Genomic DNA, 22,308 nt, shown 5'->3' with positions numbered 1-22,308 from the left:
TCAGTGTTCTTGGAAACAGGTACGGCATCTAGCTTCATAGATGTCGTGCTCTCCAAGAAGAATTAGATTCTCAGCGTCTGTTTTTCTATAAGAAAAATGTGCAATATCACCACACTTTACACAAATAGCATGAACTTTTGTTACATATTCTGCAACCGCAAGCAACTGTGGCATTGAACCGAATGGCAGACCTCTAGAGTCCATGTCTAAGCCCGCTACTATGACTCTTTTGCCTTGAAAAGAAAGTTTATTACATACTTCTATTATAGATTGGTCTAGAAACTGAGCCTCATCAATGCCTACCACGTCACAGTTTCCACTCAAAAGCAAAATCTCCTCTGCTGTGTTTACTGGTGTTGATCTTATAGTATTTTGATTGTGTGAAACTATGTCATTTTCATCATACCTTACGTCTATCTTGGGTTTGAATATTTCTACATTAAGTTTTGCAATCTGAGCTCTTTTAAGTCTTCTGATTAGCTCCTCTGTTTTGCCAGAAAACATAGACCCTGTGATCACCTCTATCCAGCCGCTTTTGGCATCTTTCGCTTTGCCTCTTTTGGGTTCTATGAACATATTTTTATTAATTTTACGTTTATATTCAAAATGGCAAAACATTTGCAATAGGCTTTGTGTACCATTTCAAATAGATTACAAAAAAACAGAATTATCCGATGACCAACAAATGGAATGTGGCCGAAATAAAAAATACTTCCCAAGCATTTGCCGAAGTAGTTTGTGAAGAGTACTTTAAGACAAAAGAAAATATCAATGGAAGCGAAATAATTGGTCTAACCGAAATAAAACAACTCAATCTTTTTATATTAAAAGAATTGTTTGAAAAATGGCAAATTGAAATTTCTAATATAAAAAGCCCTTATTTTAATTATTCTGAGCCTGAGGTTCAGAAGGCTTTAGATGATTTTATGAATATTTTGTCAAGGCATATTCAAGTAAATAGTGAAAACTTTAAAGGTATTTTAGAAACCTCGGTAAAGAAAACCATTGGTCTGTTTTCAGACCCTAAGTCCTTCTTTGTAGAAGAAATGCGAAATCTTCCTGATTTTAAACTGACGGCTGATTGGTTAACCAAAAACGGTAAGTTTTTCAAAGATTACAACTGGGTTTTGCGTGATTTATTGACCAAGTTAAATGGTGTAAGTTTTATTTATGCCAACGAAGCCATAGATTTTATCAACCAGTTTTTTGACGATAATAGAATAGAAGACCACACCAAGGAGCTATCTGATATTTCTAAAATTGCTGATGAACACTCGTCTTCGGCTTCGGCCAATAATCCTTATCAGTCGTTTTTTGACAGTATTGAGGAATACAAAATGGCTAAGCCGCAAATGATAGCCAAAGAATCTGAGGTTGATGTTCATGCAGTTGAGGTTGTGGAAAAAGACGAGCCAATTACCGAAATGAGGCTCACGCAAGTGCAAGAGAAAATTGAGACGGTGATAACCGAGAACCCTATAACGAAAACTATAGAAAAAGAAACTACTGTGACTTTACATGAGTCTATGCAATTGACTTCAGAGAATAGTTCGCTTTCAGATTTTCACCAGAAAAGAAAGATTGATTCAATAAAAGGTAATATTTCTTTAAACCAGAAGTTTTTGTTCATCAATAATCTTTTTGGGTCTGATTCAAACATTTTTAATGGGGCCATAGACGAATTGGAAACTTGCAATAGTTTTTCAGAAGCCAAAGACCAAATGATTAAGAAGTATTTGCCAAAATACAAATGGGACTTGAACAGCCCGGAAGCTGAAGAGTTTTTTGATATTTTGAAGAGGAGGTATAACTAACTCTAAATTTTATGTAGTTGTGAAATAGAAGATAAAAAAAGGCTTTCAAATATTTGAAAGCCTTTTTTGTTAGTTTGCCATTTCTGACAAGAACTTTATTCTCATCAATCGTAATTCTTCTTCGGTTATTTCGTCATCATAATCATCGAATTCTTTCATCGCCAATTTGATTTCATCTGAGGCCGAACTCATAAAATATTCATAAATGTCTCTTTGTTTATCCTTGTCTATAACCTGGTTAATATAATAGTCAAGATTAAGCTTAGTGCCTGAGAAGCAGATGCTTTCGATTTCGTTCAGAAGCTCCTCGCTGTTCATTTCTTTGGCTTCAGCTATTTCTTCCAGGTCAATCTTTCTATCTATTTGTTGAATAATAAATATTTTCGTTTTTGATTTGTTGACAGTAGTTTTTACCATCAAATCCGACGAAGTCTCTATTTCGTTGTCTTTTACGTACTTTATAATTAAGTCCAAAAACGGCATGCCAAATTTCTGCACCTTACCCATGCCCACGCCGTTGACCTGAGCCAACTCTTGTACATTTGAAGGATAAGTAGTAGCCATTTCTTCGAGCGATGGATCTTGGAATACCACATAAGGTGGTACGTTTTTCTCTTTCGCTATTTTTTTACGAAGTGCCTTTAGCAATTCCAACAAAGCTTGGTCAGATGCACCACTTCCTCCAGATGGACCTGCTGTTTGCTGTAGTTCATCTTCTCCGCTTCCTTCGGTTTCGTTTAAGTCGTGGTCTTCTGAGAAAGTGATTGTGTAAGGGTCTTGTAGGTACTTTTGACCTTTCTCTGATATTTTTACAACGCCATAGTTGTCAATGTCTTTTTCAAGATATCCAAAAACCATCAATTGCCTGATAATAGATACCCATTTGTCTGCAGCAGATATTTTACCGTCTGCATTTATATCTGTTTTTGGTTTTTTATTTACTACTATTTCATCCTCGTCTTCCTCTTCCTCCTCTTCAAATTTTTCGGAGAGGTTAAAATATTTCAGCCCTTTACCAAACATTTCAAGCTTATCATGCTCATAACTTGCTATGGCAGGATTGTCTTTTGTATTGGCTGTTAAAATGTCAGCTATGTGATTGGCCGAAAATCTTTGTTCGGTTTTTATAATCGTGTTTAAAGCCAACATCACCTCTTCTTCACCTCTGAATGTTTTGGTCGGTTTATTACAGTTATCACAAAAACCACAGTTCTTCTCTGTCTGTTCACCAAAATAACTCAAAAGTTGTCTTCTCCTACAAACACCAAGAGAAGAATATGCAACCATTTCCATTAATAAGGCTTTGGCATTATCTCTTTCGGTTACATTTTTATCTTTATTGAATTTTTCAAGTTTTGTAATGTCATCAAGTGCATAGAACATCAAGCAAGAACCATCTAATCCATCTCTACCGCCTCTGCCTGTTTCTTGGTAGTATCCCTCCAGTGACTTGGGAGCATCATAATGCACTACAAACCTAACATCCGGCTTGTCAATTCCCATTCCAAAAGCTATAGTTGCTACTACTACGTCACAGTTTTCATTCAGAAAAGCGTCTTGGTTTTTCATTCTGATGTCAGAGTCTAAACCTGCATGATATGGAAGAGCTTTGAACCCATTCACCACCAAAAGTTCGGCTATTTCTTCCACTTTTTTCCTGCTCAAGCAATAGACAATTCCCGATTTGCCCTTGAATTGAGCTAAAAAGTTGATGAGCTGTTTTTTTGCATTGAGTTTAGGTCTTACTTCATAGTAAAGGTTGGCTCTGTTAAACGAAGTTTTGTAGATAACAGAATCGTCCATGTCCAAGCTTTTTTTGATATCCAACTGCACTTTTGGGGTAGCGGTGGCTGTCAAAGCTATGATTGGAAGATTGTCATCAATGGACTCAATTATTTCCTTTATTTTTCTATATTCAGGCCTGAAGTCATGCCCCCATTCTGATATACAGTGTGCCTCATCCACGGCCACAAAAGATATTGAGGCTTTCTTGAGAAACTCTAGATTGTCTACTTTGGTAAGCGACTCGGGTGCTATGTACAACAACTTGCAGGCACCACTAACCACGTCATTTTTGACGCGATTCATCTCTGACTTGTTCAGTGTGCTGTTAAGAAACTGGGCGTTTATGCCAAAAGCCATCATCTGATCTACTTGATTTTTCATCAAGGCAATCAGTGGCGATATAACTATGGCAGTTCCGTCTAATACCGTGGCTGGAAGTTGGTAGCAAAGCGATTTTCCTGCTCCGGTGGGCATTATTACAAAGGTATTTTTACCTGAAACAATACTTTTTATTATTTTTTCCTGCTCTCCTCTAAAATTATCAAACCCAAAGATTTCTTTTAGGTTTTTCTTTAGGCTGTTTTCAATTGATACATCAATCATAGCTAGTTCTATAAAGCATTAAAAATGAAAGCACGCCGCTTATTGGGCGTGGTGAATTAAATTCTTAATGCCAATATACAAAAAATGTTTTGTGATTTTGTTAAACTCAAATATTTTGTTTCACTAAAAAAAAACGGATTACAAGCCTTACATTTGCAATAGAAATAACGCTTTTTTTAAAGTGGAGACGAAAATAGAAAAAAAAATAATTGAAATTGCCAAAAAAGTACTAACTGATGAATCGGAGGCAATTAAATCTTTGATTAGTACAATAGATGATAAATTTGAGCAAATTATTTATGCCATATTAGCTTCCAAAGGTAAAATTGTGCTAACAGGAATTGGAAAAAGTGCAATTATTGCTCAGAAAATTTCTGCTACGCTTAATTCGACTGGCCAAAAAGCAGTCTTCATGCACGCTACAGATGCCGTACATGGCGATTTGGGAATTATTGATAATGAAGATATTATCATATTTTTATCAAAAAGTGGCAATACGCCGGAAATAAAAGTTTTGATGCCACTTTTAAAAAGACTTGGAAATAAAATCATTGCCATGGTTTCTAATGTGGATTCTTATTTGGCCAAGAATTCAGATTTTATCATCAATGCCCATGTAGAAACTGAGGCGTGTCCGCTCAATTTAGCTCCCACTACCTCAACTACTGTAGCCCTTGCTTTGGGCGATGCACTTGCCGTTTGCCTTCTTGAGGTAAGAGATTTTTCTAAAAAGGATTTTGCTAAATATCATCCTGGTGGAAGCTTAGGAAAAAAACTGTACCTAAGAGTATTAGATATTTATCCTAATAATGCCCTGCCCATAGTTCAGGATTCTGCAGACATACAGGCTGTTATACTCGAAATGACCACCAAAAGATTAGGATCTACTGCAGTTGTAAATCAAAATGAAGAACTGGTTGGAATTATTACAGATGGAGATTTAAGAAGAATGTTGAATAGTAAAGTTGATTTTTCAACATTAAGAGCAAAAGATATCATGGGTAAATCGCCCAAAACTATTTTGCCTGACGAGTTTGCAGTAAATGCATTGCTAAAAATGCAGGATATGAACATCACTCAGTTGGTGGTAGCTGAAGGCAAAAAAGTCTTTGGCTTTGTACATTTACATGATTTATTGAAAGAGGGCCTTATTTGAGGTTAAAAATATTAATTTTAAGAATGAGAAAAGTAGATTTTTTAGTGATTGGTTCGGGCATTGCGGGATTGAGCTTTGCATTGAAAGCTTCAAAGAAAGGCAAAGTGTTGATACTCACAAAAGTAAATGCTGATGAAACAAATACAAAATACGCTCAAGGAGGCATTGCCACAGTTTTTGATCCAAACACAGATTCATTCGAAAAGCATATTTCAGATACCTTAATAGCTGGCGATGGACTTTGCGATAAAAAAATTGTAGAAATCGTTGTAACCGAAGGGCCAGATAGAATAAATGAATTGATAGAATACGGTGCAAACTTTGACAAGGAAGACTCTGGCGAATATAATCTGACACGTGAGGGTGGGCATTCGGAAAAAAGGATTCTTCATTATAAAGATATAACGGGTTGGGAAATTGAACGTGCTTTGTTGGAGCAGGTTAAGGCCAATCCGAATATCGAAATTCTAACCCACTTTTTTGCAGTGGAAATAATCACCCAGCACCATTTGGGAGAGCCAAAAGATGACCATATCGAATGTTTTGGAGTATATGCTCTCAACGTAAACTCTGGTGGTGTAGAGACTATTTTGGCAAAAAATACCTTAATGGCAACCGGTGGTGCTGGTCATATTTATGCAGCTACTACGAATCCAGTAATCGCTACTGGTGATGGTATAGCGATGGTTTACCGAGCAGGAGGAAAAGTCAGAGACATGGAAATGATGCAGTTTCACCCCACTTCTTTGCACAATCCAGGTTCTTTTCCGAGTTTCTTGATTACCGAAGCGGTAAGAGGAGAAGGAGGAGTTTTAAGAAATAAGTCGGGCAAAGAGTTTATGTATGAATATGACGAACGCGGGTCTTTGGCTCCGAGAGACATTGTGGCGAGATCTATTGATGCTGAAATGAAAAAAACAGGGGAGGAGTTTGTTTATTTGGACATTACGCACAAACCGAAAGAACTGATTTTAGAACATTTCCCCAACATTTATGAGAAATGTTTGAGCCTGGGTATTGATATTTCTAAAAATATGATTCCCGTAACGCCAGCTGCCCATTATTTGTGCGGGGGAATTATGGTGGACGAAAACGGTAGAACAAATATAAGCAATCTTTTTGCCTGTGGTGAGTGCTCTTCAACTGGTTTACACGGGGCTAATCGCCTTGCTTCGAATTCGTTGCTTGAAGCTGCAGTTTTTGGGCATAGAATATCTCAAGTGGCCGTGAACGAGTTAGATAATGTCGCCTTCAACGAAAAAGTGCCTGATTGGAACGAATTCGGAACTGTTCAGTCCAATGAGGAAATTTTGGTAACACACAATACCAGAGAATTACAAAGGATGATGTCGGATTATGTAGGAATTGTAAGAACTGACTTTAGGTTAGAAAGAGCCCTTACTCGGCTGAATATGCTGAAAGAAGAAACGGAGGAGTTTTATCGTAAAACCAAACTTTCAGTGAAACTGTGCGAGCTCAGAAATCTGATATTGTGTGCCCAAATGGTGATACATTCTGCCCAAAAACGCAAGGAGTCTAGAGGCTTGCATTATAACACGGATTATCCTTATAAACTTGGGGGGGAACCACAAAATATGGTGATTTCTAGAGCATAACTACCTTTTTTGGGTTAAAAATTAGAAAAAATCAAATTTTTTTTTCAAATTTGGGTCAATAGCCTCATTTACATAAAATTAAAACCTGATGAATAAGTTTAAATACATACTTGAAAATAATCTTTTTGGGGTCTGTTCTAAGATAGGTGAAAAGTTGAATTTTTCAGCAAAAAGCATCAGAATGTACTTTATTTACGCTTCTTTCTTTACACTAGGTTCACCAGTAATTATCTACTTGATTTTGGCTTTTTGGATGGAAATTAAAAATCAGTTTAGAAGAAGTAAACAGTCGAGCATCTGGGAGATTTAACGATCTACTTCACCCATCACAAAATCCAGAGAACCAATAATCGCCACAAGGTCAGCAATCATCCAGCCTTTTGATATTTCAGGTAAAACCGAGAGGTTGTTGAATGAACACGCCCTACATTTTACCCTAGTTGGTACATCAGTTTTGCCATTTGTTCTGAAGAAAAAGCCCAATTCACCTTTCGGATTTTCTGCCCTTGCATAGAAATCCATTTCTACTGGTCTTATTTTTTTTGGTACAAAAGCCTGAGGGTCAAAGTCTCTGGTACGTTTGTGTTCTTTTGTGAGTTTTTCCAAACATTGTTCTATTATTCGGATAGATTCCCAGCACTCCATCAATCTGACGTAATTTCTATCCCAACAATCACCCGTTTTACCCATTTTTCCTTCACCGATTGGAATGTCAAATTCAATCTCAGGATAAACAGAATAGGCATCTACGCGTCTCAAATCATATTTTAAACCCGACCCTCTTAATACGGGGCCAGTACAGCCGTAGTTTATGGCCAAATCCATCGGTAAAACCCCAACACCAGCCGTACGATTAATAAAGATGTGGTTATCAATAATAATCTGCTTGAGTTCTTCGAGTTTGGGTTTAACATAATTGACGAATTCTAGGCATTTTTCCTCAAATCCGAGTGGTAAATCATAGAATAGGCCTCCTACCCAAATATAATTGTACAGCATTCTCGCTCCAGAAACCCATTCCAATAATCTTTGGATAGATTCTCTGTCGCGTATCAACCATAAAAAAGGCGTTTGAGCACCAATGTCCAACGCATAAGTACCGATAGCTATAAAATGTGAGGCGATTCTGTTGAGTTCGGCCACTAAAACCCGGATATATTCTATTCTTTTCGGAAGGGTATTTTCTATGCCAAGCATTTTCTCTACACCCATTACATAGGCATGCTCAGAGTTCATGGCTGCTACATAATCCAGTCTATCTACAAACGGTATGATTTGGTTGAAAGGCAAAGATTCGGCGTGTTTCTCAAAACAACGGTGCAAATAGCCCAAATGCGGAACCACTTCTTTGATGAGTTCGCCGTCCGTGACTACCTCAATTCTAAGTACACCATGCGTAGAAGGGTGCTGCGGCCCAAGATTAATGAGCATTTCTTCCGACGAAAGATTTTCATAATTAAATTTTGTCGGTTCAGACTCACTAAGGTTTTCCCTTCTATATTTGTATTGAATTTTTTGCATCGAAATTTTTTCTGGTTCAAAAATAAAAACAAAAATCTAGATTCAAGTTTAAAATGCACGAAATCGAACCTTTTTATAATTGGCAAAAATATTATTTGCCTTATGAAGATGCTAAAAGTCCGTTTTTTGAGAAACCCGAAATCAATCAATACAGAAACACTGTTTACAGTTATTATCTACATCCCGACTGGGACGAAATAGGCTCAGAAACGCTTTATTTGAAAGTTTTGATGGTCAATTATTCATTGAAATATGCTGTGATTGAGCTCATTGGAGAATGGAACGATACTTTGCACAATGATGTAATGTATCTCAAAAGGAACATTGTAGATGTGTTTCTGAAACAAGGAATCAAGCATTTTATATTGATTGGCGAAAATCTATTTCAATTTCATGGTGGCGAGGACGATTATTACGAGGAATGGTTTGAGGATGTGGAAGATGGCTGGATAGTGGCCTTGAATTTCCGAGACTTTATTCTTACAGAATTTTCAAGGTTTCACCTCGATTATTATATCAATTATGGAGGTACTTTGCAGATAGAAAACTGGCGAACGCTCAAGCCCGATCAACTTTTTTCTCTGATTCAGACATTAATTCAGCGTAGATTGACCTAATGGTAAGCTTTTTGCGTTATTACTTTTGAACCAGCCAAGCCTATCGCTTGTTAGCATAAAAAACAATTTTCATGGATCAGTCTTTTTTAAAACGCATTTACGAGAAACACCAGAATACTGAGGCTGTGCCTTCTACCAAAGATATTTCTTCTTGGGCCATTAAAGTGATTCGATTGCTCTATCCCGAGCAAGCCAAGGAGTTTTTTAGGAGTGTGGACGAAATAGAGGGTGAGTTTTGGAACCTCGGAAACGAGCTCAAGCACCTTTTAGAAACTACCGATCAATGCAAAAATTGCAACATAAACGAAAAAGTAAATGTCTTCAATAATTCAATTCCTGAATTATTTAGACTGTTGAATACCGATGTGGATGCCATATTGGAAGGTGACCCTGCCGCCAAAAGTAAGTTCGAAATCGTGAGGGCTTATCCAGGTTTTTATGCTATTTCAATCTATCGTTTGGCGAATTTACTGCACAAATTAGAGGTGAATCTTATACCAAGAATCCTTACAGAATTTGCTCATTCTCGAACAGGAATTGACATTCACCCAGGAGCCGAAATTGGCGAATATTTCTTTATAGATCACGGTACGGGCGTGGTTATCGGTGAAACTTGTATCATAGGCAACCATGTGAAAATATACCAAGGCGTAACTTTGGGAGCGTTGAGCGTGGACAAAGCATTGGCCAACACGAAACGTCACCCTACAGTTAAAGACAATGTTGTGATTTATTCTGGAGCTACTATTTTGGGTGGAAATACTACAATTGGTGAGAATAGTGTAATCGGAGGTAACGTTTGGTTGACCAAGTCAGTGCCTGCTAATTCTACGGTTTATCACAAGCCAGAAATCAAAGTAGTTGAGAACGAAGCGGTATAAATATGCTCATCAATAGCGAAGAATACCGCTCCATGTTCGAGACAGAAGAAAAACTTTGGTGGTATAAAATTCTTCATGAAAAAGTAATCTCGGAGATAAATTCTTTCTCGAAAGGCAACAAACAAATCAAAATTTTAGATGCGGGTTGCGGTACTGGTGGTTTGCTTTTGAAACTACAAAGTACTGGTTATCAGAATATAAAAGGCTTAGATTTTAACGATGATGCCGTAGGGTTTTCAAAAAGCCGCGGACTGGATGTTCAAAAATTAGACATAACCCATCTTCAAGGAGTTTTTGAAAAAGAGTCTTTTGATATAATTGTATCTGATGATGTCCTTTACCAATTCGATGATTTAATTATCGAGAAAACTATTTCTTCAATAGTCGATATTTTAAAGCCAAACGGAGTTTTCATAACCAACAACAATGCTTTTGAGGTTTTCAGAGGTACCCACGATATAGCCGTTGGAAGTAAAAAACGTTTTGTTTTGAAAGATTTCAAAGCTTATTTGTCCAGAACAAAAAACGCTTCAATCGTAAATCATCATTATTGGTCTCTATTTCTTTCGCCTTTGATTTTGGTGGTTCGTTTGGTACAAAAACTCAAATTGAAACTCAATTTGGTTGATTTACAAAATATAAAGTCAGACGTAGAAATGCCATCTGAGTTTATGAATAATCTGTTTTACAATATCTGTAAATTTGAGAGTAAAATCCTGGAAAAATCACCTTTCGGTAGTTCCATATTTTTGGTCATAAAAAAAGAAAAATGACAGTTTTCGGGTGTTTTTACCCCATAGCTTCCTATTTTTGCATCCCAATTTAATTTTTATTTATGAGTGTTAGAGTAAGATTTGCTCCAAGTCCCACAGGACCTTTACATATTGGTGGTGTTCGCACCGCTCTTTACAACTATCTTTTTGCCAAAAAAATGGGTGGAACCATGATTTTGAGAATAGAAGATACCGACCAAACCCGTTTCGTAGAAGGAGCTGAAGAATATATTCAAGAAGCATTGGCATGGGTAGGTATAAAGATAGATGAAGGGGTACAACAAGGCGGAGCATTTGGGCCTTACAAACAGTCAGAAAGAAAAGAAATTTATAGCAAATATGCTCAACAATTGGTAGATGCTGGAAAAGCCTATTATGCCTTTGATACCTCCGAAGAATTGGATGAGCTGAGAAAAACTTTGGAAGAAGCCAAAGTGGATAATATTTCTTACAATGCCGTTACGAGGATGCAAATGAAAAACTCATTGACCTTGTCTGCGGATGAAGTTGCGGCCAAATTACAAAATGGGGAGCCTCATGTGATACGCTTGAAGGTGCCTTTGAAAGAAGAAATCAGGTTTAAAGATATCGTGAGAGATTGGGTGGTGGTACATTCGTCTACCATTGATGATAAGATTTTAATAAAATCTGACGGTATGCCTACTTATCATTTGGCCAATATTGTTGACGACCATTTGATGGAAATCACCCATGTGATTCGTGGAGAAGAGTGGTTGCCATCGGCTCCATTGCATGTTTTGCTTTACAAAGCATTTGGTTGGAATCCGCCAGAGTTTGCCCACTTGCCTTTGTTGTTGAAGCCAGAAGGAAATGGTAAATTGAGTAAAAGAGATGGTGTTTTAGGCGATTTTCCCGTGTTTCCGTTAGAGTGGAAAGACAAAACTACGGGAGATATTTCAAGAGGATTCAGAGAAGATGGCTATTATGCAGATGCGGTAGTGAATTTCTTGGCATTTTTGGGCTGGAACCCAGGAACAGAGCAAGAAATCATGACTTTGGAAGAGCTGATTGCGGCTTTTGATATCAACAACATCCATAAAGGAGGAGCGAGATTTGATGTAAATAAAGCCAAATGGTATAACCAAATGTACCTTCGTCAAAAAGACGATGCTTTGTTGGCGGAAGAGTTGAACGCTACTTTAAACGATTCTTCGTTATCAGAAAAAATCGTGAAATTGATGAAAGAGCGTGTGACTTTCAGCAAAGAAATGATAGCTGAAGTGCCATATTTATTCAACGAAATCAAAGAGTACGACCAAGAAATCGCCCAGAAAAAATGGGACGATATGGCAAAATCAGCTATGCCAGTAGTTGCTAAAATATTAGAAAGTGTTTCTGATTTCAATTCAACAGCTATTCATGATGCTCTTTTTGCAGGATTAGAAGCCGAAGGCATCAAGCCAGGGAAGATAATGCAAGCCTTGCGTTTGGCCTTAACTGGAGAAGGCAAAGGACCAGATTTGATGTTGACCATAGAGATATTGGGCAAAGAAAAGTCTATTTCAAGGATAATTAAGGCATTGGAAGTTTTATGAGAAACACTGCTCATGCATAATCCGACCTCTCTGAGGTCGAAGAATCTGATTAACAATATTTTGCAAACAAAATCTGACCGCTCTGCGGTCATTTTTTTGCCATTTGACCTCAGCGAGGTCAGATTATGTGAGATGGTTATGATAAATATGTATTTCGACCCCAGCGGGGTCGCACTATATTAGCAAAGAGGGTAACATGCATTTCGACCCCAGCGGGGTCGCATTATATTAGAAAAGAAGGAGGTAAAAGCATTTCGACCCCAGCGGGGTCACATTATATTTAGATTATGTTTTATGGAAATATTTGGTTTCAGTTTACCCGAAAAATGATATTTTGATTACAAAAAAATAAATCACCACCTTCTCGCATGCAACCAACCTTATTTTCTTTGAGCCCAAATGCTCTTTTTTAAAAATCTAAATCCCTATTTTTACCCAACATTTATTCAATAAAACTCATGCCTACCAAAATTTCCTTGTTGGTTGTATTTTGCTTTGTATTCGTTTCAAACATTTTCGCTCAAGACGAATGGTGGAAACGAAACAATCTCCGGGTGATTCAACTGAATCTGCCAGACTACGAAGCCAAGACCATTCAGCCCAACGAAATAGTGGAGGATTTGCTGAAATATTCGGCCAATACGTTGATTATCAATGCTGGCGGTATCATGGCTTTTTATCCTTCCAAATTGGAAAATCATTTCATCAATCCTTACATGCGTCCGGGTGTATTGGGTGAAATTGTTCAGAAATGCCACCAAAACAATATAAAAGTGATGGTGAGGTTTGATTTCAGTCGGGCTGACAAGACTATTTTTGATAAGCATCCCGATTGGTTTTACATCTCCCCAAAGGGCGAACGAATGATCAATACCGACAAATATGTAGTTTCCATCAATGCCCCATATATGCAGGAGGAGGCGTTCAAAATCATCATGGAAGTTATCGAGATGTTTCCAATTGATGGTATATTTCAGAATATGCCCGGCTATCAGACCCGCAATCCCTATGAGAATTTGTATCAGGGGATCGACCAAAATGAATATGATAAAAAGGCTTTCTTGGCCTATTCGGGACTGAACTTGCCTTTGGTGGAGAACAAAGAGGATTCGGTTTTTAGAAAATACGAGGAATTTAAAAAACACACTACCGAGGCTTGGCAAGAAAAACTGTATCATTTGGTAAAGTCTAAAAACAAGAACATCGCCATTTGTACCTATGCTGAAAAATTTGTAGATATCATTAGGCACGAGTCGCAGTCGAATAGCCTGCCTTATTGGCCTTATTCTGCATCTGACAATGTAGGTAATGCAACAAACACATACCCCGACCACATCATCAGCAATGCCAGTATCCAGCAGATTTCGTTTCAAAGCAGGTACAATGCCGTGGAGCCTGAGGAGGTCGAAATCAGACTTTGGGAAAATATTGCCAACGGCTCGGGCTTAGATATGAGTATGATGGGCGATATGCGAGGCTACGAAGACGAGCGGAATTTTGAGGTTTACAAAAAAGTGTATGGTTTTCATAAGGCCAATGAGAAGTTTTACGGAAAATACCAAAGTCAGGCCAAAATAGCTCTCATTGCCCCGGGAGCATGGCCTTCGGGAAATAAAATGCAAGAATACCGAGGTATTATGTTGATGCTCAAAGAGGCTCATTTACAGTTTGATATCATAGAAGATACCCAAATAGAGAGACATGCCGAGCGATTAAAAAAATACAAAATTGTAATTTTTCCAGACATAACTTATTTGAGTGAAAATGCCATAAAATTGCTTCAAAATGTATCCAAAGATGGCGTAAACCTCATTGCCACTAACAATAGCTTTTCTGACAACGCCCAAGCTCTCAAAAGTCTTTTTGGTGCTGAAGTCATCAAAAAAGAATTGGACGGAACAGGCAATTATCTCAAAATCGACAATCCAAATCTATTTGGCAGACTCAAAGGCCAGTCGATGATTCATTGGAAGTTTAATTTGGCCCAGTACGATTTTGAGAAAGCAAATACCAACTATTTATCTATATTGGCCAAAGGTAGACCTGGTCCTCCAGAATTAATCGGTGGACACGATCCTTTGGGTTATTTTGGCATGTCTGTGAAAGATTTCGGAACTTCTAAAAACGTTATTTTACCCCTGAATCTTGGTAAATTGTACTATCTACATGGCTATGAGCAAAACAAGAGTATTCTGCTCGATATTATACAATATCTAAACAATCAGGTTTTTGAAGAACTCAAAGCCAGTGTCCATCCAAGGGTGGAAATGATTCTAAAGGAATTTAAATACAACACCGAAAACAACAAAAATGCAGTTGATGGCAAAATACTGCACCTCATCAATATTACAGGTTTTAGCGGAAATACCTTCTTTGAACCTCTGCCAGTTCATCAAATTCAGGTCTCCATAAAGTCAGAAAGAATTCCCAAAAAAGCATTTTATCTAACAAGCAAGAAGCCCATATCATTCTCGGTAAAGAATGGTGAATTAGCCTTTACCGTGGCCAAGCTTGAAAATTACGAAGCAGTGGTTTTTGAGTATTGATGTTTTGAGGATGCTTCAGTACGAGTCTTTTCTGACCAGAAGATGAAGCAAAACTCATTTGGATTCTACACTTACGCCGTTCTTTTTCAGTACATTGTGAAAGAAAAGCATTTGGTAGGGCAGGGCGTTTTCCCAATATGGCCAGGTATGTGCACCAGGTCGTTCGGTGTAATCATGGGCAACCCCGGCATAGAGTAACCTCTCGTGCAATTCACGATTTAAGTCAATCAAAAAATCATCCACACCGCAATCCATAACGATTGGAATGGCATTTTTCTTAATAGTGTCCACCATATTAACAATAGAATTCTTTAAGAAAACCTCGTTTCTTATATCGCCAGTGCCCAAAATCTTCTCAAAAAGGTCTTTCGTGGAGCTTATTTGCTCTTTGCTTATTTTGAATTTGCTAAAATCCATGTCCATAGCACCGCTCATGGTACCAGCCGCTCCGAAAATATCAGGATGGCGTGCAGATAAATACATAGCCCCATGTCCACCCATCGAATAGCCACTGATTAAACGACCTTTTGGGCTTCTTACTGTGCGATAGATGACATCAATTTTAGCCACAACCTCCTGCGAGATATAGGTCTCAAACTGACTTTCTTTGTTGCTTGGGCTATCCAAATACCAACTGTAAATGTCACCGTCAGGCATAACCACAATCACATTGTATTGATCTGCCAAGTTCTGGAAGAGGTTTTTGTCATGCGTTTTATTGAGCCAAGTACTGAAGTTTCCACCCGCACCATGGAGCAAATACAATACGGGATACAAGGCTTGAGTTTTGGTGTAAGATGCTGGCAACACCACCGCAGCCTTCAAAGTCCTGTTCATCGCAGCACTTGGTATTTCGAGCGTATCCACACTGGCTGCATTAGCTGGTAGCACGCAAACCCAAAATACAAGCGTTAATAAAAATTTCATAAGCCGTCTATCTCATTATTTTAGACAAAAATAACCCAAATGAATGATTTGCAAACCATTTCTGAAAATCGCTCAACAACTCGAGCAGCCGAAATCAGCAATTTGTCAGGCTGATCCTGTCTAACCCCTTCACGTCCCATAAAAAATACAATAAATCATCCCCAAATTAAAGGCGGCGTGGCAGGCAATGGCTCCGAGAAGGCTATCCGATTTTTTGCGAAAATAAAAAAACATTAAACTCACCAAAAACATACTCAACACCCACAGCAGGGTGGGGATGGGGTAAAATGCCCATTGCTCGTTCACGAATACCAAGCCGAAGTGCGAAATATGCGTAAGTGCAAAAGCGGAGCCATCTACAATAGAGGCTTTTTTCTCGCCAATAGAATTTTCAAAACTCTTATGTACGATGCCCCTGAAAAACAATTCCTCACCGATGGGACTAAAAATCATGCCCGTAATGGCCATAATGCCAAACATTACCCGCTTGTCTGCCGCCGTGATGCCTGCCGGAATTTTATAAGATTTGCCGATGTATTGATACCAGTTTTGGTAAGAAGTATCATATAAGGTTTTACCCAAAAAATAAAGAAAAACGCTCGCCGCCAACCCAGCCAAAAAGGCCAGAAACAACCATTTGAAACCCTGAGCTTTCTTTATACCGATGGCTTTACGACCCGCTTTGTTCAAAAAAATAAACGGAGCCAAAGCCGAAACCGTCATAATAAGGCCGATAGCCCCATAATTACCCGAAGCATTGGCCTGAAGCACCAACACAAACCGCGGCACACATATCAACAGTATCAGAAATAGACCAAATTTCCAGTTTAGGTCAAAGATTTTGCTGTAGAGGGGTTTTAGGTGGGGGTGCATTGTTTTGGGGAAGATAAATTTTTGAAGAACAGTTTGTTACTACCCTAAGTTAGCGATTTCGAAATACTTAAATGAAGAAGAAGCACGAACTTTGATAGAAGCACAAAGCTTGATTTTACCACTGAACTGCCACTTATGGGTAGGTGATGAGACCTGATGGTCTTATTCTTATTTCACAGTTCATCCTAAAGTATGTTTCTCATTTTTAATCGGTTAATAAAAGTCCTCAGTTTGTTATAAGAAATTCCAGGTAGGTTCTCTCGAATTGCTCCTGTTATTTCAACTCCATTGAAAAGCAAAAATGATTTTATTGTTTTATAGTCCTTGTGTTCGTAACCAATAGAGACTAAGTATTTTGATATTTCTAAAACTGCAACTCTATCAATTAAGCCAAGTTCAATTAAGTCTAATTGTAATTGAGAATTAATACCGTGTTGTAAGTAGGATGACCAATTTGCAAGTTGTGTTGGCAATATATATTCTTTGGTATTTAATTCTTTCAGACGAATAACTGAGGAAATTACCGTTTGAATATTGTAACTAATGAACGAATTTATGAGCCTTAAAACTTGATGTGTTTCAAGTTCCAAATCATTACTCAATTTTTCATACCAATTTCCATTCATCCACAATAGAATTGCTTTTTTTACTTTTTCGGAATCAACTTCACAACGATTTTCTTCGATGAATGCTTGTAGATTTTTAGTGAATCTGTTTAGCTTAAACACTCCATTATCCAAAATGTATTTCAGCCACTTTTTACCTAGTGGTTCAAACTCATTATTCCAGATTTCATCATCGAAATCAAAATGCTCCATTATTTCCTCATAAAGCCTGATGTTTGTGCCGCTGTTTTTTAGAATTGCAAAGTCTCCTCTTTCAATTATTGGTCGCAATTTGTTCACCCTTAAACCAAACATTTTGTTAAGCGTTATCTTTTCATTTTCAGTTGCTTGATAATAGGAAAGTGTTTCTGTTACCAATTCGTTTACTAATGCATCAAGTTTTGCAGGTTCTACTTCTTCCGCAAGCAAATCAATTAATGAAATATCTATATTGTCTAGTAACTCTTGTAGTTGCTCACCTAATGAATCCAATATCTCGGCAGTGATTGGAAGCCTTCTCTTTTCCAAGGCATTTGTGATAAGATGAACTATGTTATAAAGTTGACCTTTAACTGGCTCAACATTACGTTCTAAAATCAAGTCATTAATTCGGTCAAAATCCTCTTCATGTGGAATAATAACCAAACCTTTTGTTTCCTTGCCTGCTCTCCCTGCACGCCCGACTAAATTCTTTAAATCCCGAATTTTTAAAGGAGAATAGTTATTGATTGAATACGGATTAAATCTAATCGTTGAATGAAGCACCATAGTCTTTATGGGCAAATTCACACCTTCCGCTAAAGTGTTTGTGCAAATAACAAATCGAATTTTATTTTCACGAAGCGAATCTTCTACAATTTCTCTTACGTTTTGTGGAAAGTCGCCATGATGAAATAGAACGCCAATTCTTGAACATTCTGTAAGTAAATATTCATCTCCAAAGACAATAGAAAAATATTCTGCGAGGTTATCTAAATAACCTGCTGGTGAAAATCTCAACAAACCATTTTCAGGCTTACTTGATAATTGAACAAGTGCTTCTGCTGCCAAGCCTTCAACCCCTGTATGTCCTCTTTTGTGTGGTGCAAATAATGCAACAGTTCCTGAACCAGTTGCTTTGATACTCACCGCAACCGAAATACCTTTTTTACTCGTTATTTTTCTAGATTTTGTTTTTGATAAAGGAATTGATAATTCCCCGTCAAACAAATATTTGTATAACTGGTAATTGTATGGTCTCTTTTTATGTGGGTTAATGTCAAGATAGTATCCATTGACTCTATCCATTTTCCTTAGGAATCCATATTCTAATTCGGTTGGTCTGTAATCGGAAGTTATTAATGAATCGTCATTACCACCAAGCCAAGAGTTTACGGTTGAAATATTAGGAATGATAGCTGAAACAAAAATGAATCTCCTTTTAACTTCTGTGCTACTTTTTAATCTCGAAAGAAGTAATTCATAACTCAATCCTCTTGAATCATCATCAAGCAAATGCCCTTCATCACAGATTATAGTTGTAAACATTTGAGATATTCCAGGGAAAATATCTTCAACTGCCATGAATTTCTCAGGTGTTGAAATAAGTAGATTTACTTCACTGATAGAGGTTCTTTCTTCTTGTGTTGGAAGATTACCACCAAAAATAGTTTTGGAAGTTATTCCCAATTCACCTAGACTAACTGCAAGTGATTGTTTTAGTTCTGATGCTAAGGCTCTATAAGGAGCAAGATATAAAATTCTGCACTCGGGATTTCGTTTGAATTCATCATAAATAATTAACTCGCTTATGGATGTCTTGCCTGAACTTGTAGGCATTTGTAATGAACAAGTATTGCCGCTTAGTATTCCTTTTTGAATTGCCAATTTTTGAGATGGGAAGAAACTCCATACTGGAACTTTCTTTTCTATGTTGCGAATTACATATGCTCTCCAATGGTCAGGGTTATTATATGCTCTTAGTAAATCAGCCCAAATATTATCATCAAAAAACTTGATTAAAATAGTTTCAGCAAGAAAATGTGAGAAGTAGTTCTCAATATCATCAGAAAATGCAGTTTCTTTTCTCAAAGAAATCTGCCTTGTTAGCATTCTTAGTAATCTTAAACTACCACTTTCAAGAAACCTTTTTAAAACCAAGGTATGCTCATTTGCACCTGAAAGGTCTCTTTGTAAAAAGCCTGAAACAAACTGGTCTATTTCCAGTTCATAATTTTTACGTGGATATAATTTTGATAGAATCCAAGCAGAAGCAGGGTAGTTTGATAAATAATACAAGCCAGCAGCATATAAAATGTTGTTGGAATGATTTACACCTGTGAATTGGTTTCGCTTTTCAAATAGCGAAAATATTTCTAAGCCTTTTGCTGTTGCTAATAATTCATCAACAACAGATTCTTTGTCTTCAACTTTTAGCAATTCAATTGCCCTTGACATTAAACTTAAAAAGAAGTTGTCGTATTGAGAAAGGAAAGAGTATTGTGCTCTTTCATCTTCTGGCAATTTAAAGTCAATGTATGACTGCCATGAGCCTGATTCTGCAATCCAAGTATTTAATTGTCTGCTTGCTGGCATTACACTGATTTTATAATATTAGTTCTTGTGTCTTCGTATGCCTTTTTCAATTCCTCAATTGAAAATACAATTACTGTAACACCTTGAATGTTGTTAACTGCTTTTCCTGTTTCATCTGCTTCAAAGTTGCTATCCATTATTGCAATAGCTTTGAAATGTTTCTGATAATCACCAAAAGTTGCTGGGTCTTTAAATCTTTCTACCAATTGCCTTTTATCTTCCGCACCGTGTTTAGCGTATTTTTCTTCTAACCAAGAAAGTGTTTTTGCCATTCTTGTTAGTTTATCTGTTGTAGCTCCGTCAATCGCATCTTGTATTCTGTGTTCCTTTGAATTGACTGCTTTCATTTTCGATTCTATCGTAACAAGAATATCTTTTTTCGTAGGCTTCTTTGGATTAGCAACATGAAAAAGGATTGCATCTGCTCCGGGTGCTGCTTTATTTCGGCTGTCTTTCCAACGCCATTTTCTTGGAGCAAAAAGCACAAATCCTTTATTTTTAAAATTTTCAATTACAGCATGGAAACATAGTATCTCTCCAAAATCTCCTGATTTTATTATTGGTTCATCAGGTAAAATATATTTCTCTAAAAACTCCGATTTTGAAATTTTCCGTTCCTTACTTAATGCATCGAGTGCTTTATCTGTGATGTAGCAATTTCTATATTCTTCTGGTAGTTTGGCAATAAACTGAGCCCATTCGCCTTTTTTAAGACGATATAAAATATGGCTTGCAGTATTGCTTCTGTCAAAGTGCTGGAGAATTTTCATTAATTTAGTTTACTCGGTTTCATAGGCTTACTGGTAATTAATAAATATACACAAAAAGTGTATTAGTTTTGGAACTGTTTTGTTCTAAGTCAAGAAAGTGTGGCATTCCAGCATACCTACTCATATTTTTCTGTCTCAAATATAAGAGATATTTTTTTTCTGAATGGGTGTCGAATTATTTTATTATCAATCGGCTTCTTTATATTTCAAAATGGTTTTGAAGGGTTGTTTTTTGTGGCTTGTAGAGTTTAATTACTAATTGAAGTATTTTGAATTCAAAAAGAAGGTTTTTAGGGATTTTGGTGTTTAGTTGATAATGGAAGCGTGGTCTCGACTACGCTCGACCTGACAATCACCGTGTCACATCGAGCGTAGTCGAGATGCGGTATGATTGGTAATTTGCTATTATATCTAGGCCTATACTTAATCTAAATTCTAAAGCTGATAATAGGAACGTGGTCTCGACTACACTCGACCTGACAATTTAGATTTCAGAAATTTCCCACAAAAAAAAGCCCCAAGCTTGCGTTTGAGGCTTCTCAATTTTCACTTCACATCTTCGGAGGCTACAATATCGCCTCTGCCTACGGGGAATCGATTGGACTGGCATCCCAGGCGAAACGTCGCACCGTCGGAATGCCGCATCACCGGTTTCATCCCTGAAAGGGACGTGGTTAGTTTCAGAATTTTTTCCACAAAAAAAAGCCGCAAACTTGCGTTTGAGGCTTCTTAATTTTCACTTCACATCTTTGGAGGCTACAATAACGCCTCTGCCTACGGGGAATCTCACGGATCAATCCAAAAAGTTGGGGGGAGGTTAAGCATATATTTTCTGTAATCTAAATAGGAAAAAACTTATGTCTCTTACTCCTCTGAATTGGCTTCTTAGTGCTTTTACTTTTGCGTTAAAAGACTCTGCTGAAGCATTTGTACTTCTATTGTCGAAATAATTTAGGATATATTCATAATTGTTCTGAATAGTTCTAGCGATGGTATTGAAGGTTTTCACCTCAAACTTTTCTACTGAATTATACCATAAGGCCAGTTTTTTAAAAGCTACTAATCTATTCTTTGACTGGTGGAAAATATTGGATAGTTCCATGCTGAGGTCGTATGCCTGCTTTAAGTCAGGATATAGTCTAAATAAAACCTCAGACCTATGTACTTGAGAAGCAGACCATTTACTTTCTCTTTGATGCAAAAGAAATCTACTTCTGATTAATAGTTGTTTTAAGGTATCACCGTTTTCTAAAACTTCTGGAACGTACCTCTTCTTCAGTTCTTTAGCATATTCTATTTCTTTATTTTCTTGATCTATTGCCGCCCAACGATGTTTGATTCTGATTTCTTGTACTGCATCACTGGCTAGCTTTTGGACATGAAACCTATCTGAAACCAGCTTAGCCTTAGGAAAGCTACGTTTAGCAATTCGCTCCATGGTTGGAGCAAGGTCCAATGTTATTTCCTTCACCTTTTTCCTCTTTGACTCTGGAATTTTGTGTAGAACCTCAATGACTGTATCACTGACAGTACCTTTGACCATCGCAATTAAAGCTCCTTTTTTGCCTTTTGCAGCCTTGTTGGTCAATATGGTATATAAATCACCATTTGAAAGACAGGTCTCATCCAGAGATAGATTTTCGCCAATATTTTCGGGATAAAGTATCCATTGTTGGGCATGTTCAAGCTGT

General features: G+C 37.4%; 17 protein-coding genes. 9 read left to right on the top strand and 8 right to left on the bottom strand.

What is annotated here, in order from left to right:
- Positions 1-576: a thymidine kinase gene (locus tag EGI26_RS13420; protein WP_255079017.1), complete on the bottom strand. Its 576-nt coding sequence runs from the start codon at positions 574-576 to the stop codon at positions 1-3.
- 98 nt (positions 577-674) lie between these two features.
- On the opposite strand from EGI26_RS13420, the gene EGI26_RS13415 reads away from it, so the two are divergent.
- A complete protein-coding gene (locus EGI26_RS13415) occupies positions 675-1,814 on the top strand; it encodes a hypothetical protein (RefSeq protein ID WP_255079016.1) in 1,140 nt (379 codons plus the stop codon).
- A gap of 69 nt (positions 1,815-1,883) precedes the next feature.
- Here the strand turns inward: EGI26_RS13415 and EGI26_RS13410 are convergent, their stop codons facing one another.
- Positions 1,884-4,202 carry an ATP-dependent DNA helicase RecQ gene (locus tag EGI26_RS13410; protein ID WP_255079014.1) on the bottom strand — a complete coding sequence of 773 codons (2,319 nt, stop codon included), beginning with the start codon at positions 4,200-4,202 and terminating at the stop codon, positions 1,884-1,886.
- Positions 4,203-4,383: 181 nt separating this feature from the next.
- Between EGI26_RS13410 and EGI26_RS13405 the strand changes: the two genes are divergently transcribed.
- The 3 genes from EGI26_RS13405 (at position 4,384) to EGI26_RS13395 (ending at position 7,284) form a co-directional block, all read left to right on the top strand.
- Entirely contained in the window at positions 4,384-5,358 is a 975-nt protein-coding gene (locus EGI26_RS13405; RefSeq protein ID WP_255079013.1) for a KpsF/GutQ family sugar-phosphate isomerase, read from the top strand.
- Positions 5,359-5,381: 23 nt separating this feature from the next.
- Positions 5,382-6,974: an L-aspartate oxidase gene (gene nadB, locus EGI26_RS13400; RefSeq protein WP_255079012.1), complete on the top strand. Its 1,593-nt coding sequence runs from the start codon at positions 5,382-5,384 to the stop codon at positions 6,972-6,974.
- A gap of 88 nt (positions 6,975-7,062) precedes the next feature.
- Positions 7,063-7,284: a PspC domain-containing protein gene (locus EGI26_RS13395; protein WP_255079011.1), complete on the top strand. Its 222-nt coding sequence runs from the start codon at positions 7,063-7,065 to the stop codon at positions 7,282-7,284.
- Here the strand turns inward: EGI26_RS13395 and EGI26_RS13390 are convergent.
- Complete coding sequence (locus EGI26_RS13390; RefSeq protein WP_255079010.1) at positions 7,281-8,495, bottom strand: NADH-quinone oxidoreductase subunit D; 1,215 nt, start codon at positions 8,493-8,495, stop codon at positions 7,281-7,283. The genes EGI26_RS13395 and EGI26_RS13390 overlap by 4 nt on opposite strands.
- A gap of 53 nt (positions 8,496-8,548) precedes the next feature.
- Here EGI26_RS13390 and EGI26_RS13385 point away from each other — a divergent pair, with 53 nt between their 5' ends.
- The 5 genes from EGI26_RS13385 (at position 8,549) to EGI26_RS13365 (ending at position 14,868) form a co-directional block, all read left to right on the top strand.
- Positions 8,549-9,112 (top strand): hypothetical protein, encoded by a 564-nt coding sequence (locus EGI26_RS13385; protein ID WP_255079008.1) that lies wholly within the window; start codon positions 8,549-8,551, stop codon positions 9,110-9,112.
- Between the two features lie 71 nt (positions 9,113-9,183).
- Complete coding sequence (gene epsC, locus EGI26_RS13380) at positions 9,184-9,993, top strand: serine O-acetyltransferase EpsC (RefSeq protein ID WP_255079007.1); 810 nt, start codon at positions 9,184-9,186, stop codon at positions 9,991-9,993.
- A 2-nt stretch (positions 9,994-9,995) separates the two neighbouring features.
- Entirely contained in the window at positions 9,996-10,766 is a 771-nt protein-coding gene (locus tag EGI26_RS13375) for a bifunctional 2-polyprenyl-6-hydroxyphenol methylase/3-demethylubiquinol 3-O-methyltransferase UbiG (RefSeq protein ID WP_255079006.1), read from the top strand.
- 62 nt (positions 10,767-10,828) lie between these two features.
- A complete protein-coding gene (gene gltX / locus EGI26_RS13370; protein ID WP_255079005.1) occupies positions 10,829-12,322 on the top strand; it encodes a glutamate--tRNA ligase in 1,494 nt (497 codons plus the stop codon).
- A 458-nt stretch (positions 12,323-12,780) separates the two neighbouring features.
- Positions 12,781-14,868, top strand: coding sequence for an alpha-amylase family protein (locus EGI26_RS13365; RefSeq protein WP_255079004.1), 2,088 nt, complete (start codon positions 12,781-12,783; stop codon positions 14,866-14,868).
- A 54-nt stretch (positions 14,869-14,922) separates the two neighbouring features.
- Here EGI26_RS13365 and EGI26_RS13360 read toward each other — a convergent pair whose 3' ends face one another.
- The 5 genes from EGI26_RS13360 to EGI26_RS13340 all read right to left on the bottom strand — a co-directional run.
- On the bottom strand, positions 14,923-15,795 hold the full coding sequence (locus EGI26_RS13360; RefSeq protein WP_255079002.1) for an alpha/beta hydrolase family protein: 873 nt from the start codon (positions 15,793-15,795) through the stop codon (positions 14,923-14,925).
- Between the two features lie 129 nt (positions 15,796-15,924).
- Entirely contained in the window at positions 15,925-16,668 is a 744-nt protein-coding gene (locus EGI26_RS13355; protein WP_255079001.1) for a CPBP family intramembrane glutamic endopeptidase, read from the bottom strand.
- Between the two features lie 185 nt (positions 16,669-16,853).
- Complete coding sequence (locus EGI26_RS13350; protein WP_255079000.1) at positions 16,854-19,847, bottom strand: DEAD/DEAH box helicase; 2,994 nt, start codon at positions 19,845-19,847, stop codon at positions 16,854-16,856.
- Positions 19,847-20,617 carry a Hachiman antiphage defense system protein HamA gene (locus EGI26_RS13345; RefSeq protein ID WP_255078998.1) on the bottom strand — a complete coding sequence of 257 codons (771 nt, stop codon included), beginning with the start codon at positions 20,615-20,617 and terminating at the stop codon, positions 19,847-19,849. Before EGI26_RS13345 ends, EGI26_RS13350 begins: the two co-directional genes overlap by 1 nt.
- Positions 20,618-21,434: 817 nt before the next feature.
- Positions 21,435-22,308 (bottom strand): transposase (locus tag EGI26_RS13340; RefSeq protein WP_255078996.1); only part of this gene is annotated, 874 nt, incomplete at its 5' end.

It is taken from the genome of Lacihabitans sp. CCS-44, assembly GCF_024343735.1.
Lineage (GTDB): Bacteria > Bacteroidota > Bacteroidia > Cytophagales > Spirosomataceae > Leadbetterella.
This window is presented reverse-complemented; position numbering and strand designations above follow the sequence as displayed.

Excerpts from the sequence above, each read along its gene's own strand:
- gltX (WP_255079005.1), top strand. The coding sequence starts at position 10,829 with ATGAGTGTTAGAGTAAGATTTGCTCCAAGTCCCACAGGACCTTTACAT.
- epsC (WP_255079007.1), top strand. The coding sequence starts at position 9,184 with ATGGATCAGTCTTTTTTAAAACGCATTTACGAGAAACACCAGAATACT.
- EGI26_RS13350 (WP_255079000.1), bottom strand. The coding sequence starts at position 19,847 with ATGCCAGCAAGCAGACAATTAAATACTTGGATTGCAGAATCAGGCTCA.
- EGI26_RS13395 (WP_255079011.1), top strand. The coding sequence starts at position 7,063 with ATGAATAAGTTTAAATACATACTTGAAAATAATCTTTTTGGGGTCTGT.
- EGI26_RS13375 (WP_255079006.1), top strand. The coding sequence starts at position 9,996 with ATGCTCATCAATAGCGAAGAATACCGCTCCATGTTCGAGACAGAAGAA.
- EGI26_RS13420 (WP_255079017.1), bottom strand. The coding sequence starts at position 576 with ATGTTCATAGAACCCAAAAGAGGCAAAGCGAAAGATGCCAAAAGCGGC.
- EGI26_RS13410 (WP_255079014.1), bottom strand. The coding sequence starts at position 4,202 with ATGATTGATGTATCAATTGAAAACAGCCTAAAGAAAAACCTAAAAGAA.
- EGI26_RS13355 (WP_255079001.1), bottom strand. The coding sequence starts at position 16,668 with ATGCACCCCCACCTAAAACCCCTCTACAGCAAAATCTTTGACCTAAAC.
- nadB (WP_255079012.1), top strand. The coding sequence starts at position 5,382 with ATGAGAAAAGTAGATTTTTTAGTGATTGGTTCGGGCATTGCGGGATTG.
- EGI26_RS13415 (WP_255079016.1), top strand. The coding sequence starts at position 675 with ATGACCAACAAATGGAATGTGGCCGAAATAAAAAATACTTCCCAAGCA.
- EGI26_RS13360 (WP_255079002.1), bottom strand. The coding sequence starts at position 15,795 with ATGAAATTTTTATTAACGCTTGTATTTTGGGTTTGCGTGCTACCAGCT.
- EGI26_RS13365 (WP_255079004.1), top strand. The coding sequence starts at position 12,781 with ATGCCTACCAAAATTTCCTTGTTGGTTGTATTTTGCTTTGTATTCGTT.
- EGI26_RS13385 (WP_255079008.1), top strand. The coding sequence starts at position 8,549 with ATGCACGAAATCGAACCTTTTTATAATTGGCAAAAATATTATTTGCCT.
- EGI26_RS13345 (WP_255078998.1), bottom strand. The coding sequence starts at position 20,617 with ATGAAAATTCTCCAGCACTTTGACAGAAGCAATACTGCAAGCCATATT.
- EGI26_RS13390 (WP_255079010.1), bottom strand. The coding sequence starts at position 8,495 with ATGCAAAAAATTCAATACAAATATAGAAGGGAAAACCTTAGTGAGTCT.